The sequence below is a fragment of the Alistipes shahii WAL 8301 genome (genome assembly GCF_025145845.1).
In the GTDB taxonomy this organism is placed as follows: Bacteria; Bacteroidota; Bacteroidia; order Bacteroidales; family Rikenellaceae; genus Alistipes; species Alistipes shahii.
The window spans coordinates 3713686-3729168 of record NZ_CP102253.1; the positions used below are offsets into that span (position 1 = coordinate 3713686).

At 61.5% G+C, this 15483-nt stretch carries 9 protein-coding genes and 3 pseudogenes; 2 read left to right on the forward strand and 10 right to left on the reverse strand.

All coding sequences use genetic code 11. From position 1 onward, the window contains the following. Nucleotides 1-43 precede the first annotated feature (43 nt). The 10 genes and pseudogenes from NQ492_RS15755 to NQ492_RS15795 all read right to left on the reverse strand — a co-directional run bounded on the left by NQ492_RS15755 (nt 44) and on the right by NQ492_RS15795 (nt 10953). Nucleotides 44-1396 (reverse strand): MATE family efflux transporter, encoded by a 1353-nt coding sequence (locus NQ492_RS15755; protein WP_015546194.1) that lies wholly within the window; start codon nt 1394-1396, stop codon nt 44-46. A 104-nt stretch (nt 1397-1500) separates the two neighbouring features. After that, nucleotides 1501-2907 (reverse strand): annotated as a pseudogene (locus NQ492_RS15760) (aldo/keto reductase). A gap of 13 nt (nt 2908-2920) precedes the next feature. Further along, nucleotides 2921-3547: pseudogene (locus tag NQ492_RS16320) on the reverse strand (4Fe-4S dicluster domain-containing protein); the annotation flags it as partial. 65 nt (nt 3548-3612) lie between these two features. Further along, a pseudogene (locus NQ492_RS16325) lies at nt 3613-4423 on the reverse strand (4Fe-4S binding protein); the annotation flags it as partial. 151 nt (nt 4424-4574) lie between these two features. Further along, nucleotides 4575-5417, reverse strand: coding sequence for an aldo/keto reductase (locus NQ492_RS15770; protein ID WP_015546198.1), 843 nt, complete (start codon nt 5415-5417; stop codon nt 4575-4577). Nucleotides 5418-5431: 14 nt separating this feature from the next. Next, nucleotides 5432-6622 (reverse strand): cupin domain-containing carboxymuconolactone decarboxylase family protein, encoded by a 1191-nt coding sequence (locus tag NQ492_RS15775; protein WP_407651285.1) that lies wholly within the window; start codon nt 6620-6622, stop codon nt 5432-5434. Nucleotides 6623-6937: 315 nt separating this feature from the next. After that, complete coding sequence (gpmA, locus tag NQ492_RS15780) at nt 6938-7684, reverse strand: 2,3-diphosphoglycerate-dependent phosphoglycerate mutase (RefSeq protein ID WP_015546199.1); 747 nt, start codon at nt 7682-7684, stop codon at nt 6938-6940. Next, nucleotides 7681-8703, reverse strand: coding sequence for a 2-hydroxyacid dehydrogenase (locus NQ492_RS15785; protein WP_015546200.1), 1023 nt, complete (start codon nt 8701-8703; stop codon nt 7681-7683). Before NQ492_RS15785 ends, gpmA begins: the two co-directional genes overlap by 4 nt. 44 nt (nt 8704-8747) lie before the next feature. Beyond that, complete coding sequence (locus NQ492_RS15790) at nt 8748-9800, reverse strand: class I fructose-bisphosphate aldolase (RefSeq protein ID WP_015546201.1); 1053 nt, start codon at nt 9798-9800, stop codon at nt 8748-8750. 304 nt (nt 9801-10104) lie between these two features. Further along, nucleotides 10105-10953, reverse strand: a complete 849-nt coding sequence (locus tag NQ492_RS15795; RefSeq protein ID WP_022061356.1) for an AraC family transcriptional regulator — start codon at nt 10951-10953, stop codon at nt 10105-10107. 163 nt (nt 10954-11116) lie between these two features. Between NQ492_RS15795 and NQ492_RS15800 the strand changes: the two genes are divergently transcribed. Both NQ492_RS15800 and NQ492_RS15805 read left to right on the forward strand, forming a co-directional pair. Further along, the gene (locus tag NQ492_RS15800; RefSeq protein WP_044054000.1) at nt 11117-12292 is read left to right on the forward strand and encodes an efflux RND transporter periplasmic adaptor subunit; all 1176 of its coding nucleotides are present in this window, start codon (nt 11117-11119) and stop codon (nt 12290-12292) included. Between the two features lie 3 nt (nt 12293-12295). Beyond that, nucleotides 12296-15481, forward strand: a complete 3186-nt coding sequence (locus tag NQ492_RS15805; protein ID WP_044054001.1) for an efflux RND transporter permease subunit — start codon at nt 12296-12298, stop codon at nt 15479-15481. The last annotated feature ends 2 nt before the right edge of the window (nt 15482-15483 follow it).

A 15483-nucleotide genomic window follows, 5' to 3' on the forward strand; every position in this document is an offset into this window, starting at 1 on the left:
ATTTCCGGCTTCGTTTCAGCGGCAAAGCCACGCTGCGACCCTTCTAAAACGCACTTTTTAAGCGGGTCCGCCCGTAAATCGCCGCAACGACCGCGAAGGTGAGCGCCTCGGCCAGCGGCACGGCCAGCCAGATGCCCTCCACACCCAACAGCAGGGGCAGACCGAAGAAACACGCCGCCATGAAGACGAATCCCCGCAGGACGGTCACGGCCATCGCCGGACGGGGCCGCTCGACGCTCTGGAAATAGCCGATCGAGACGATGTTCACCGCAAAGAAAACGAATCCCGAAGCGAACAACGGAAGCCCCCGGACGGCAATCGCACAGGCGGGGCAGGAGCTGTCGATGAACATGGCCACGATCCAGCGGCTGAACAGCGCCGTAAGGCCGAAGAACCCCAGTCCGGCCGCCACGGCCGTCAGGAGCGCCAACCGGAAGGCCTTGCGCACGCGCGCGCCGTTTCCCGCACCGAAATTGTAGCTCAAAATCGGCTGGGCCGACTGCCCGATGGCGTTGTAGACCATGAAGATGATTGGGAAGAAGTAGCAGGCGATGCTGAACGCCGCCACGCCGTCCTCGCCCAGATAGCGGATGAAAACGTAGTTCCCGGCGAACATCATCATGGCGATGGCCCCCTCGCAGAGGAAGGTCGAAAGCCCCAGCCGGCACATGTAGCCCACATTGCGGAGGGTCAGGCGCATGCTCTTGCGGCTCGTCTTCACACGGCACAGGCGCACGACGTTGCGGCGGCGTCCCAAGTAGCCGAGGATCATCCCCGCACCCACGATATAACCGAGGCTCGTGGCCAGCGCCGCGCCCGTCATGCCCCAGCCGAGGATGAAGATGAAAACGTAGTCCAGCACGATGTTGATGACCGCCGGAACGGCGTTGCAAAGCATCGCGTAGTTGGGCGACCCGTCGAGCCGGATGAAGAACATGCCCGAGCTTAACAGCGCGCTGAAGGGCAGGAACGGCGCGAACCAGTGCATGTACTCCACGGCCAGCGGAAGGAGCCGTTCGGAGCTGCCCAGCAGCAGGGCCACCTCACGGGCGCAGGAAGTGATCAGGAAGCTGTACGCCGCCAGAAGGAGCGACGACACCGCAACGGCCTGCGTGACGTTGATGCGCGCCGCCTTGACCTTCCCCTGCGCAAGGTGGATCGACGCCACGACCGACGCCCCGACGCCGAACATCAGTCCGACGCCCGTGCTGATGAGGAACAGCGGCGCGGTGATGTTGACGGCGGCCAGCGCGTCGCTGCCGATGCCGCGTCCCACGAAAATCCCGTCGGTGATCACGAAAACAGCCGAGAAAACCATTCCCAGAACGGTGGGGATCAGCAGTTTCCGAAAAAGCTTCGGAATCTCCATGCTGCCGAAATCAATACTGTCTTTCATCGCATTCGTTTTTTCGAGTGCAAAGATACTCGCTTCCGGCCGGGCGAAAGTTAACATTTGGTAAAAAAAGCCCCTCCCGACGGGAGGGGCCTCGCAAGCCGGAATCAGAGCGTACCCTGCTTGAGCTGCTCGACGAAACGGTCGATGCGCCGCAGTTGCTGCGGAATCTTGATCGACTGCGGGCAGTGCGACACGCATTGGTTGCAGCCGATGCAATGGCTCGCCTGCCGGAGTTTGGGAACCGAGCGGTCGTAACCGATGAGGAACGCCCGGCGGGCCTCCCGGTAGCCGGGGTCCTGCCGGTCCTTGGGCACATTGCCTTCGTTCACGCAGCGGTTGTAGTGGGCGAAGATCGCCGGGATGTCCAGCCCATAGGGGCAGGGCATGCAGTACTGACACTCGGTGCAGGGCACGGTGGGGTATTTGAGCATCAGCTGCGCGGTATCTTCGAGCAACGCCAGTTCCTCGCCGGTGCAGGGTTCGAGCGGCGAATAGGTGCGGATATTGTCCTGCAGGTGCTCCATGTAGGTCATACCGCTCAACACGGTCAGCACTCCGGGCCAGGAACCCGCGTAGCGGAAGGCCCACGAAGCGGTGCTCTCGGTCGGACGGCGCTCCTTGAGCCGTTCGACCAGATGGTCGTTCAGCCGCGAAAGGCGCCCGCCGAGCAGCGGCTCCATGATCACGGCCGGGATGCCGCGCTTCTCCAGCTCGCCGTAGAGATATTCGGCATTGACGTTTCTGTCCGAAGCATGCTTCCAGTCGACGTAGTTCATCTGGATCTGGACGAAATCCCACCGCGCCTCGCCGCTGTCGTGCATGGCCAGCAGGTGGTCGAAGACCTTCTGATCGCCGTGGAACGACCACCCGAGGTTGCGGATGCGCCCGGCCTCGCGCTCGCGCAGCAGAAAGTCGAGCACGCCGCAGTCGATAAAACGTTCGTTGAACGTCTCGATGCCCTTGTCGCCGCCCACAGCGTGCAGCAGATAGTAATCCAGATAATCCGTTTGCAAGTCGCGAAGCGACCGCCGGTACATCTCCTCCGAATCCTTGAATATCCGAGCGGGAGACATTCCCCGCCCTGCCATACGGTGATTGGACATCTTCGTGGCGATGAACACCTTCTCGCGCGGATGGCGTTTGAGGGCGATACCCGTCGATTTTTCGGAAAAGCCCTGTATGTAGACGGGGGCCGTGTCGAAATAGTTGACCCCGTGGGCGATGGCATAATCGACCAGCTAGTTGACGGCCTCCTGGTCGATCGGGTTGCCGTCGGCCGCCGGCGACTCCAGCAGGGGCCAGCGCATGCAGCCGTAGCCCAGCAGCGACACGCGGTCGCCCGTCGAGGGGCAGGTCCGGAAGGTCATCCGATCGGTCGGGACCTCACCCGCGGCGGCAGCGCTCGGCGCCGTACCTTTCGTCTTACAGCCGTAAAGCCCGGCCGTTGCGGCGGCCGCGCCGACACCGAACGTTTTGAGGAATTTCCGGCGGTCTATCTTTTTCTTCTCCATTTTTTTCTTGCGTTTAGACGATTCTGTGGCGCGAATGGCCTTCGACATAAATGGCGCTGAACGGACGCGCCGGACAGAGATTCTCGCAGGCCCCGCAGCCGATGCAGCGTTCTTCGTTCACGGCGGGGATGCGCGGCGACTTGGGGTCGTCGGGGTCCCGGCGCACCATCTTGATCGCCCCGGCAGGGCAATGGCGCGCACAGTTGTTGCAGCTGACGCCGTCGGTGTTGACCTCGCAATTCTCCGCAATCCACACGGCATGGCCGATCTGGATCGACGATTTCCCGGCGAGGTCGGTCAGGCGGATGGCGCCCGTGGGGCACACCTCGGCGCACTTCGTGCACTCCGGACGGCAGTATCCGCGCTCGAACGACATTTCGGGCTGCATGAGGGTCATCAGCTTGCCCGACGGACGCAACACCTGATTGGGACACACCGAAACACACAACTGGCATCCCGTGCAATGGGCGTTGAAGTGCCGCAGGCTCTGCGCTCCGGGCGGAACGACGGGCGTGGCACGGTTCGGAATCTTCTTGTCGACGATCACCGCCAGCCCGCCGTCGACCTTCTTCTCCTGCGCCCGGAGCGCGGAGTAGGCCACGATGCCCGCCAGGCCGAGGAACCGGCGGCGCGAAGCGTCGGAAGGCGTCTTTGCGGCGTCGGCCGCCGGTCTCTGCGGCGCGGGAGCCGGGTCCGGTTTCCGCCGCCGCAGCGTATAGGTGATGGCCCCCTGGCGGCAGTTTTCGAGGCAGTCCATACAGGCCACGCAACGGCTGTAATCAATTTTATGCGCCGCAGGGTCGATACACGACGCCTTGCAGTTGCGGGCGCAGAGCTTGCATCCGTTGCACTTCGAGGTGTCGAAACGCGGTTTGAACAGCGAGTAGCGGGCGAGGAATCCCAGCACCGTGCCCACCGGACAGATCGTATTACAATAGGTGCGGCCGCTGCGCCACGCAAGAACAAACAGCACGGCGAACGTCACGACGGCAACAAGCAGCGTGGAGAGACTCTTCATCCAGACGTCGACCGAATAGAAGGCGTAGCTGTCCATGCGCCCGGCGATGTATGCCAGCAGGTTGTTGCCCCACGCGTAGACCGGGGCCAGCAGGTTCGAGGCGATGCGGCCGTAGGCGCTGTAAGGCGCGAGCAGCGAACCGACACCCGCCAGCATCGCAGCGACGAACACGACGAGCATCCCCCGGCGCAGCCAGGTGAGGGCGGGGGAGTACGCGAAGCGGTTCCGGTGCTTTCTGCGCTTCCCGGAGGCCCACGAAACGATGTCCTGCATCACCCCCAGCGGGCAGATGACCGAACAGTACACGCGGCCGAAAAGAAGCGTCAGGATCACCAGGAACGCCACGACGCCGACATTCAGGGCCAGCAGGGCGGGCAGGAACTGGATTTTCGCCATCCAGCCGAACCACGCGTGAAGCGTTCCGGTAAAATCGAGGAACAGCAGCGTCGTCAGCACGAAGAAAAAGGCCGCGGCCGCAATTCTGATTTTTCGTAACATAGATTCAAATCTGAATCAAGTGAATTTATTTCGGAACTCATGTCGTATCGGGCCGTCGCCGTGGCCGCCGGGCCGCCCGAGACGGGGTTTTGGAGGTGGACCGGATTCGGGAGCGACGCCACCGGCGGCGAACAGGGCCAGCGGATTGATTTCAATGCAAATTACTCAACCATTCAACCGTTTCGGGATCGCGGTGATCCAGAAAACTGCTCTCCGGACGGTCCAGCGAGGCGATCACGGCCATGTCCTCGGCGTCGAGCGCGAAGCCGAACACGTCGAAATTCTCCGCGATGCGCTCCGCGTGCACAGACTTGGGAATGCAGACCACACCGCGCTGAATCAGCCAGCGCAGCACCACCTGCGCCACCGTCTTTTTGTACCGGGCAGCGACCGCCAGCAGGACTTCGTTCGAGAACAGCCCGTTCTTGCCCTCGGCGAAAGGCGCCCACGACTCGATCTGCACGCCCTTCGTGCGCATGAACTCCGCGGCGGCGGTCTGCTGGTGGAACGGATGGGTTTCGACCTGATTGACCGCCGGCGCGACCTCGTTGTGCAGAATCAGGTCCTGAAGGCGGTCGGGGTAGAAGTTAGACACACCGATGGCGCGGATGCGGCCCTCGCGGTAAAGCTCCTCCATGGCGCGCCACGAACCGTAGACGTCGCCGTAAGGCTGGTGGATCAGATAGAGGTCCAGATAGTCCAGCCCCAGCTTCGACATCGACTCCTCGAACGCCTTTCTGGCAGGCTCATAACCCGCGTCGCTGATCCACAGTTTCGTGGTGATGAACAGCTCTTCGCGGGGAACGCCGCTGCGACGGACGGCACGTCCCACGGCCTCCTCGTTACCATAGGCCGCGGCGGTGTCGATCGAACGGTAACCGATCTTCAGGGCGTCGCCGACCGCCCGTTCGCAAACCTCCGGGTCCGAAATCTGATAAACGCCGAAGCCGAGGACCGGCATTTCGACGCCGTTGTTCAATTTTACGTATTCCATACCTCACTACTTTTTTATTTTTCCGGCAAAACTTCGTTCAGGCACGCAATGCCGTTCAGCGTGCGGGGATAACCGATATAGGGCAGCAACTGGGTCACGACGGCCAGCAGGGTGGCCTTGTCGTTGCCTATGTTCGCATTTCCGGCGATGTGGCCCTTCACCTGCGATTCGCAGCCCCCGAGCGAGACGAGCATCGAGAAGGTCAGCAGCTCGCGCATCTTCACGTCCAGGCCTCCGCGGGTCAGGAAATCGCCGAAGCAGTTGTCCGACAGGTAACGCTGGATGTGCTTCTGGTTCGCGGGGGCCGCTTCGCGCATCCCGTCGATACGCTCCGCGCCGAAAATCGACCGCTGCACCGCCAGCCCCTTTTCGAAGCGGTCCGCGGGCGAGGTCGTCGACTGCCCCGCAAGCGGCAGCGTCACGCCGCGCGCCTCCAGCACCTCGTTGGTAATCCCTACGAAGTCGGCGACCTTCGCCATGCCGACGTAGGGAACGGCCTGATAAAGCGTCTCTTTCACCTCGACGGGCGTCACTCCGGCGTTCAGCGCGCCTTCGAGCGTCGTCCGGTAGGCGGTCCGGCCCTGCGAGGCGATGTTCGAGGCCAGGATGCACAGCATGCGCGTCCGCGTGTCGAGCTGGCCGTAGGCGGTCACTTCGCCGAGCGCAAAGTTACCAAAAATTTCAAATAATTCGGGGTCCGCATCCCCAAGTTCCGGTATTCCGCCCGGAAACAATTCGGCCAGGCGGCGTCGGGCGTCTTCGCCCAGGCGGGAGGCCGGAGCCGGGACGGAAGCCGTCGCTGCCGCATATTGCGCGTCGTCGACCGGTTCGAGCCATGTGTTCTCGTTGGTCGCGGGATTGCACGCGACGGCCAGATGCGAGAACCAGCTGTCGGGAGCCGCGCCGTGCCAGTGGACCACGTCGGGCGCGATCTCCACGATGTCGCCCGGAAGCAACGCCCGGGCCGGACGGCCCTTCTCCTGATAATAGCCCTGGCCCCCGACGGCTATCAGGAGCTGGCCGCCCGTATGGCTGTGCCAGTTGTTGCGGCATCCGGGCGAAAAGGTGACGTTCGACACGGGCGCGTTCAGCCGCTTGTCGTCCGTCAGCGGAGCGAGCCAGGCCTGCCCGACAAAGTACTTCGAAAACTGTTCCGGCAGTTTGTCGCCCACGGGAAACGGGCTGACTTTTTTCGGTATTTCCATATTTTGAGCATTTAAGGATTGCAGGATTCCGTCCGAAAAAAGGGCTGCGGCGGTCAGGGCCGCGAAGAGGATTCGTTTCATCGGTTCAAAAGAATGGTTTCACGATGCAAAAATAGGGTATTTCGCGCAACGGTTCCGTACCCCGATTACGGTTCGGCATACCATTATTACGGAGCGGCGTCATTTTCGGTCGGGTGAAGACCGTCTGCACGCAAAACCGGTTCTGCGCCCCAGACACAGAACCGGATCAAAAACGGATCGGCAGACGACTGCCTCCGAAACCGGCGTCTCGCACACCGGGAGTGAGGGGGGGGGTCAGCCCCGCCGGCCCTGATTGGCGACGGCCTCCATCAGGGAGGCGATCTCGGCCGGGTCGCCCAGGAAATAGTCCTTCACACAGCCCAACCCCTCGTCGAATTCGAAGACGTAGGGCACGGCAGTCGGAAGGTTGAACTCCGAAATGGCCTCGTCCGAAATCCCTTTCAGGTTCTTGATGATGCCCCGCAGGCTGTTGCCGTGAGCCACCACCAGCAGTTCGTCGTGGCGGGCCAGCGCCGGGAGTATCTCGCACTCCCAGTAGGGCATCGTGCGGGCCACGGTGTCTTTCAACGACTCGGTGCGGGGCAGCGCGGCGTCGGGAATCCCGGCGTAACGGGGATCGAAGCGCGGATTGCGGGGATCGTCCTCCGGAAGCGGCGCGGGAGCCACGTCGTAGCTGCGGCGCCAGACGTACACCTGCTCGTCACCGTATTTTTCGGCCGTATCGCGTTTGTTCAATCCCTGAAGCATGCCGTAGTGCTTCTCGTTGAGCCGCCAGGTCTTCGTCACCGGAATCCAGTCCCGGTCCATCCTGTCGAGCACGACGTCGAGGGTCTTCACGGCCCGTTTCAGATAGGAGGTATAGGCGCGGCCGAAATGAAAACCCTCCTTGCGGAGCGTCTCCCCGGCCTTGACGGCCTCGGCGACGCCCTTCTCGCTCAAATCCACATCGGTCCACCCCGTGAACCGGTTTTCCCTGTTCCAGACGCTCTCGCCGTGGCGGAGCAAAACGATCTTTTTCATAACTGTCCGACTGCGTTTTCCGGTTCGGCGCGCACCTCGTTCTCCAGACGCCGGCATTCGCTGAAGTCCTTGATGTTCTGCATCGTGGTGCGTGCTATATTATCCACTGCTTCACGTGTGAAGAAGCCCTGATGCGAGGTGACGATCACGTTGTTGAACGACAGCAGGCGCGCCAGCACGTCGTCGTCCATGATGCGGTCGGAAGTGTCCTCGTAGAAGTACCCGGCCTCCTCCTCGTATACGTCCAGTCCGGCAGCGCCGATCTTCTTCTCTTTCAGTCCGTCGATCAGCGCCTCGGTATGGATCAGCTGACCGCGGCCCGTGTTGATGAGGATCACGCCCGGTTTCATGCGCGAAATGGCCGCGTCGCCGATCATGTAGCGCGTCCGGTCGGTCAGCGGACAGTGGAGCGAAACGATGTCCGCACGGGCGTAAAGCTCGTCGAGCGGCACGTAGGCGATGCCCGCCTCCGCGGCGTACTGCGGATCGGGAAACAGATCGTTGGCCACGACCTCCATGCCGAACCCCTTGAGAATGCGGATCAGCTCGCGGGCGATCCTGCCCGTGCCGACGATCCCTGCGGTCTTGCCGTACATGTCGAAGCCCATCAGCCCGTGGAGCGAGAAGTTGCCGTCGCGCGTGCGCCAGTAGGCGCGGTGTATCTTGCGGTTGAGCGCCAGCATCAGCGCCACGGCGTGTTCCGCCACGGCGTGCGGCGAATAGGCCGGAACCCGCACCACGGGAATCCCGTAACGGGCCGCGGCGTTCAGGTCGACGTTGTTGAAGCCCGCACAGCGCAGCGCGATCAGCTTCACGCCCATCCCGGCCAACTGGCGGATGGTCCCGGCGTCGGCCGTGTCGTTGACGAAGATGCAGACCGCATCGGAACCCTGCGCAAGGGCCACGTTATTGGCGTTCAGGAGGCTGCGGTGGTAGCAGATGTCGAACCCGTAGGTGTCGCGGATGCGGTCGAACGACTCCCGGTCGTAGGGCTGCGTGCCGAATAGCGTTATTTTCATAGTTGCACTTTTTTAATATAAAAACGTCTTCGGGGACCCGGATATTATGCGATGGTCACTTCGTCGTCGAGGTAAACGTCCTGAATGGCGTGCAGCAGGGCGATGCCGTCCTTCATCGGACGCTGGAAGGCCTTGCGGCCGCTGATAAGCCCCATGCCCCCGGCGCGCTTGTTGATCACGGCCGTGGTGACGGCCTCCTGCAAGTCCGAGGCCCCGCGCGACTCGCCGCCCGAGTTGATCAGGCCCACGCGGCCCATATAGCCGTTGGCCACCTGATAGCGGCAGAGGTCGATGGGGTGGTCCGAAGTCAGCTCCGTGTAGACCTTGTCGCTGGTCTTGCCGAAGCCGACGGCCCGGAAACCGCCGTTGTTCGACGGGAGTTTCTGTTTCACGATGTCGGCCTTGATCGTCACACCGAGGTGGTCGGCCTGCCCCGTGAGATCGGCCGAAGCGTGGTAGTCGGCACCCTCCTTCCTGAAACCCTCGTTGCGCAGGTAGCACCACAGGATCGTCGCCATGCCCAGTTCGTGCGCCAGGTCGAACGCGCGGGCGATCTCGACCAGCTGCCGGCGGCTCTCCGGCGAACCGAAGTAAATCGTGGCCCCGACGGCTGCGGCGCCCATGTTCCAGGCATCGCGCACCGTGCCGAACAACACCTGGTCGTAGGTGTTGGGGTAGGACAGCAGCTCGTTGTGGTTGATTTTGACGATGAAGGGGATTTTGTGCGCGTATTTGCGCGCCACGGCTCCCAGCACGCCGAAAGTCGAGGCGACGGCATTGCAACCGCCCTCGACGGCGAGTCTGACGATGTTTTCCGGATCGAAATAGGCGGGGTTCGGGGCGAACGAAGCCCCCGCGGAGTGCTCGATGCCCTGATCCACGGGCAGGATCGAGACATAGCCCGTGCCGCCCAGCCGTCCGTTGGAGAGAATCCATTGCAGGCTGCCCAGCGTACGGACGCTGCGGTCGGATTCGGCCCAGATGCGGTCCACGGTGTCGGGTCCCGGCAGGTACAACGACTTTTTGTCGATGGTGCGGCATACGTGGGAGAGGTAGTAGCCGGCCTGCTCCCCTAAAATTTCAACTGTCTTGCTCATAATCGCTGTGTTTTGGTCATTTTACGAATCCCGTGCAATTCCGGGTCCAATCAGGTCCCGTTTACGGCCTAAAAGTTACCGAAAAATCCGGGAGGTTGTTCCCGGCGCGGAAGGCGGAGCGCGGATTCGGACCGAATGGTACAGAGGTAGGACAGAAATACGAAGCGGGCGCGCCCGTTCAGGGCATGCGGCGAGGCCCGTTCAAAGCGTTCCGGCTGCTGCGGGCCGGACTACGCAGGGACACAAACCGTCCCGGACGCAGAATTTACCGCCCGGAGCGGACAAAAGTCCGAAACCCGGATACCTATTTTTTGTTGTTGCGGTACTCGGTGGGCGATTCCCCCGCGTGCTTCTTGAAAAAACGCCCGAGGTAGGACTGGTCGGGAAACCGGAGCCGGTAGGCGATCTCCTGCACCGAAAGGTCGGTCGACTGGAGCATCATCTTGATCTCCAGCATCACCGAACGGTCGATGAACTCCTTGGCCGAACTGTGCGCCACGCTGCGCACGATGGTCGACAGGTAACGGGTCGAAATGCAGAGTTTGTCGGCGTAAAACGACACTTCGCGCTCCTGGGCGCAATGCTCGTGCACGAGAGCGACGAAACGGTGGAACAGCTCCGACTGCCGCGTGGTCGTCTCCGGCACGCGGTGCTGCCGGGCTGCGAAACGCTGCATCTTGTCGTAACTCTCCAGCAGCAGATTCTGCAAACGGTTCTTGATGATCGTATTGCGGAACACGTTGCCGCGGTCGCGGTAGGTGTAGGCCGCCATCTGGAGCCAGATCGAAGCCCCCTCGACGATCCGCTGGGGCGGATGGGAGATCGGACGCTCGCGCAGGGCGTGGAAAAACGAAGGGTCCATCCGGAAGGCCGCCTCGGAAAAGAGATCCCGCGAAAACGAGCAGTAGGCCGCCCTGAAATCCTCCGTGCGGTCGGTGAGCATGAAGATCGATCCGGGCAGCAGCAGCACCATCGTATTGCGGCGCACCTGCCCCTGGTACTGGTTGACGGTGGCGTCGGCGCTGCCGCTGCGACAGAAGAGAATCGCACCTCCTTCCACACGGCAGGCGTAATTGCCGAAAAAGGCGAAATCGGATTCGCCCACAACAAATTGCTCCTCGGGAGTGGTGATTAGCGGATTGACCTGTGGCATACAATTCTTTTTTCGAACAAAAATAATGAAATTTTCGATAAATGTTCCATTTTTATTCCGAAAAGTACCAATTCTGTTCGCAATAAAGGGTACATTGATACCGTTTTTAAAATACTTTTGCACCTGAAAAAGTTTTTTAGTCCAATTAGTTAAAGGAATTGTTATGAAGCAAACATTTGTGAAAGCTGCCGTTTTGGCATGCTGCATGGCGGCCGTCGGATGCAAACAGGCTCCGATGACAATGGGCCCCGGCGAATACGCCGTAATGACCATCGCCACCACCGACCGGGAAATCCCGAGCAACTACTCGGCGACGATCCGCGGCCGTCAGGACATCGCAATCTATCCGCAGGTTTCGGGAACGATCTCACAGCTCTGCGTCAACGAAGGTCAGAAAGTCGCCAAGGGACAGACCCTTTTCATCATCGACCAGGTTCCCTACAAAGCCGCCTTGCAGACCGCCGAAGCCAACGTCGAGGCCGCCAAAGCCGGCGTGGCCACCGCACAGCTCACCTACGACAGCAAGAAGGAGCTTTTCGCCCGCAACGTCGTTTCGCAGTTCGACCTCTCGACGGCCAACAACAACCTGCTGACGGCCAAGGCCCAGCTCGCACAGGCCGAGGCACAGCGCGTGAACGCCGCCAACAACCTCTCCTACACGGTCGTGAAGGCTCCGACCGACGGCGTGGTGGGAACGCTGCCGTACCGCGTCGGCGCGCTGGTGAGCGCTTCGATCTCGCAGCCGCTGACCACCGTGTCGGACAACTCGGAGATGTACGTCTACTTCTCGATGACCGAAAACCAGCTCCTGGCCCTGACACGCCAGTACGGCTCGATCGCCGAAACGCTCAAGAGCATGCCGGGCGTACAGTTGCAGCTCAGCGACGGTTCGACCTACGACCAGACGGGCCGCGTGGAGTCGATCAGCGGCGTCATCGACACCTCGACGGGCAGCGTGTCGCTGCGCGCGGCGTTCCCCAACCCGAACGGGCTGCTGCACAGCGGCGGCGCGGGCAACGTCATCCTGCCGAGCATCTACAAGGATTGCATCGCCATTCCGCAGGCCGCGACGTTCGAACTCCAGGACAAAGTATATGTATATAAAGTGGTGGACGGCAAGGCCGCTTCGGCGATGATCGACGTCGAGAAGATCTCGAACGGCCGCGAGTATATAGCACGCGCGGGACTCGTGCCGGGCGACGTGATCGTTGCCGAAGGCGTGGGTCTGCTGCGCGAAGGCACGCCCATCGTTCCGAAGGGTCAGGCCGCAGCAGCCGCTGCCGCAGCTCCCGCAACCGACGAGTCCGCCGCTCAAACCCAAACCGAGAAGGAGGAATAACCTATGACACTCAAGCATTTCATAGAACGACCCGTATTGGCGTCGGTCATATCAATCGTAATCGTAATCGCCGGTCTGATCGGTCTGGCGACACTGCCCGTCGAGCAGTATCCCGACATCGCGCCCCCGACGGTCATGGTGCGCGCCTCCTATCCGGGAGCCAGCGCCGAAACGATTCAGAAGTCGGTCATCGTACCGCTCGAACAGGCCATCAACGGTGTGGAGGACATGACCTACATGACCTCCAGCGCAGCCGTCGGCAGCGCCTCCGTGACGGTCTATTTCCGCCAGGGAACCAACGCCGACATGGCGGCCGTCAACGTGCAGAACAAAGTGTCGCGCGCCACCGGCCAGCTTCCTTCCGAGGTCACGCAGATCGGTGTGACGACCATGAAACGCCAGACCTCGATGGTCAAGATCTTCTCGCTGTACAGCCCCGACGACTCCTACGACGAGACCTTCCTGTCGAACTACCTGAAGATCAACGTCGAGCCGCGTATCCAGCGTATCCGCGGCGTCGGCGAGGTGTTCACCCTCGGCGCCGACTACTCGATGCGCGTCTGGCTGAAACCCGACGTAATGGCCCAGTACAAGCTCATCCCGTCGGACGTGACGGCGGCGCTGGCCGAACAGAACATCGAGTCGGCGACCGGTACGCTGGGCGAGAACTCCCAGAACACGTTCCAGTACACGATGAAATACCGCGGACGCCACCAGACGCCCGAAGAGTTCGGTGAAATCGTGCTGCTCTCGAAGCCCGACGGCACGCTCCTGCGTCTGAAGGACATCGCCGACATCGAACTGGGCAGCGAATCCTACGCTTACAAAGGTTACACCAACGGCCATCCGGGCGTCAGCACGATGATCTTCCAGACGGCCGGTTCGAACGCCACGCAGGTCGTGAACGACGTCAACGCCCTGCTCGACGAATTGCAGGCCGAACTGCCGAAAGGCATCGCCGTCGCACACCTCCAGAGCGTGAACGACTTCCTCTACGCCTCGATGAAAGAGGTGGTCAAGACCCTGTTCGAGGCCATCCTCCTCGTGATCCTGGTCGTGTACGTCTTCCTGCAGGACATCCGCTCGACGCTCATCCCCACGGTGTCGATTCTCGTGGCGCTGATCGGAACCTTCGGCTTCCTCGCATTCGCCGGATTCTCGATCAACCTGCTGACCCTCTTCGCGCTGGTTCTTGCGATCGGTACGGTCGTCGACGACGCCATCATCGTCGTCGAAGCCGTGCAGGCACGCTTCGACGCGGGCTACAAATCCTCCTACATGGCGACCATCGACGCCATGTCGGGTATCACGTCGGCCATCGTGACCTCGACGCTGGTCTTCATGGCCGTGTTCATCCCCGTCGCCATGATGGGCGGAACGTCGGGCGTCTTCTACACGCAGTTCGGTATCACGATGGCCGTGGCCGTGGGTCTTTCGGCCGTCAACGCCCTTACGCTGTCGCCGGCGCTCTGCGCCATGATCCTGAAGCCGTACCTCGACGAGAACGGCGAGATGCGCGACAACTTCGCGGCGCGTTTCCGCAAGGCCTTCAACACGGCATTCGGAGCCTTGGTCAACAAGTACAAGCACGGCGTGATGCTCTTCATCAAGCACAAGTGGCTGATGTGGTCGACGCTCGGCCTGGCCATCGCGGCGCTGGTTCTGCTGATGAACACCACCAAGACGGGTCTGGTTCCCGACGAGGACCAGGGTACAATCATGGTCAACGTCACCACGGCCCCGGGTTCCTCGCTCGCCGAGACCCACAAGGTCATGGAGCAGGTTTCGCAGCGCATCAGCGGCATTCCGCAGATTCGCGACTACATGCAGGTGGCCGGCTACGGCATGATCGCCGGACAGGGTTCGTCGTACGGTATGGCCATCATCAAACTCAAGGACTGGGACGAGCGTCCGAACAAGGAGGATGACGTGAACGCCGTCATCGGCCAGATTTACGGCCGCACCGCCGACATCAAGGACGCACAGATCTTCGCCGTGGCTCCGCCGATGATCTCGGGTTACGGAACCTCGACCGGTTTCTCCATGCACCTGCAGGACAAGACCGGCGGCGACCTGACCGAATTCTACAATATTTACCTGCAATTCATCGGCGCGCTGAACCAGCGTCCGGAGATCGCCCGCGCATACTCGACCTTCAACATCAACTTCCCGCAGTACATGGTGGACATCGACGCGGCGAAGGCCAAGCGTGCCGGCATATCGCCGACCTCGATCCTCTCGACGCTGGCAGGCTACTACGGCGGCCAGTATGTTTCGAACATCAACCGGTTCTCGAAAATGTACTATGTGACGATGCAGGCCGATCCGAAATACCGTCTCGACACCGAGTCGCTCAACAACGTCTACGTGCGTTCGAGCAGCGGCGAGATGGCTCCCCTGGGCCAGTTCGTAAATCTGACGAGGGTTTACAGCTCCGAGGTGCTGAACCGCTTCAACATGTACAGTTCGATCGCCGTGAACGGTACGGCCGCCGACGGTTATTCGTCGGGCGACGCCATCCGGGCCATTCAGGAAACGGCCGCGCAGGTGCTTCCGAAGGGCTACGGTTACGAGTTCGACGGCATCACGCGCGAGGAGGCCCAGACGGGCAGCAACACGGTCATCATCTTCGGTATCTGTATCCTGCTGATCTACCTCATCCTGAGCGCGCTGTACGAGAGTTTCCTCATTCCGTTCGCCGTCATTCTGTCGGTTCCGTGCGGTCTGATGGGTTCGTTCCTGCTCGCCAAGATAATGGGACTGGAGAACAACATCTACCTCCAGACGGGTATCATCATGCTGATCGGTCTGTTGTCGAAAACGGCCATCCTGATCACGGAGTACGCCGCCGACCGCCGCGCCGCGGGCATGAGCCTCTCGCAGGCCGCCGTGTCGGCCGCCAAAGCCCGTCTGCGTCCCATTCTGATGACCGTCCTCACCTGCGTGTTCGGTATGATCCCGCTGGTGCTCTCGCACGGCGTAGGCGCAAACGGCAACTCGACCCTCGGTGCAGGTGTCATCGGCGGTATGATCGTAGGTACGCTGGCGCTGCTGTTCCTCGTGCCGACGCTGTTCATCGTCTTCCAGACGTTGCAGGAGAAAGTCAAGCCCCTGGAATTCGATCCCGATCCGCAGTGGGCCGTGCGCGCCGAACTGGAAGAGTGTAAAAACGAGAAAGAGGAGGAGTAACA

What these genes read in the sequence shown, in the direction of transcription:
- NQ492_RS15790 (WP_015546201.1), bottom strand. Translation starts at nt 9,800, where the DNA reads ATGAGCAAGACAGTTGAAATTTTAGGGGAGCAGGCCGGCTACTACCTC.
- NQ492_RS15795 (WP_022061356.1), bottom strand. Translation starts at nt 10,953, where the DNA reads ATGCCACAGGTCAATCCGCTAATCACCACTCCCGAGGAGCAATTTGTT.
- NQ492_RS15755 (WP_015546194.1), bottom strand. Translation starts at nt 1,396, where the DNA reads ATGAAAGACAGTATTGATTTCGGCAGCATGGAGATTCCGAAGCTTTTT.
- gpmA (WP_015546199.1), bottom strand. Translation starts at nt 7,684, where the DNA reads ATGAAAAAGATCGTTTTGCTCCGCCACGGCGAGAGCGTCTGGAACAGG.
- NQ492_RS15785 (WP_015546200.1), bottom strand. Translation starts at nt 8,703, where the DNA reads ATGAAAATAACGCTATTCGGCACGCAGCCCTACGACCGGGAGTCGTTC.
- NQ492_RS15800 (WP_044054000.1), top strand. Translation starts at nt 11,117, where the DNA reads ATGAAGCAAACATTTGTGAAAGCTGCCGTTTTGGCATGCTGCATGGCG.
- NQ492_RS15805 (WP_044054001.1), top strand. Translation starts at nt 12,296, where the DNA reads ATGACACTCAAGCATTTCATAGAACGACCCGTATTGGCGTCGGTCATA.
- NQ492_RS15775 (WP_407651285.1), bottom strand. Translation starts at nt 6,622, where the DNA reads ATGGAAATACCGAAAAAAGTCAGCCCGTTTCCCGTGGGCGACAAACTG.
- NQ492_RS15770 (WP_015546198.1), bottom strand. Translation starts at nt 5,417, where the DNA reads ATGGAATACGTAAAATTGAACAACGGCGTCGAAATGCCGGTCCTCGGC.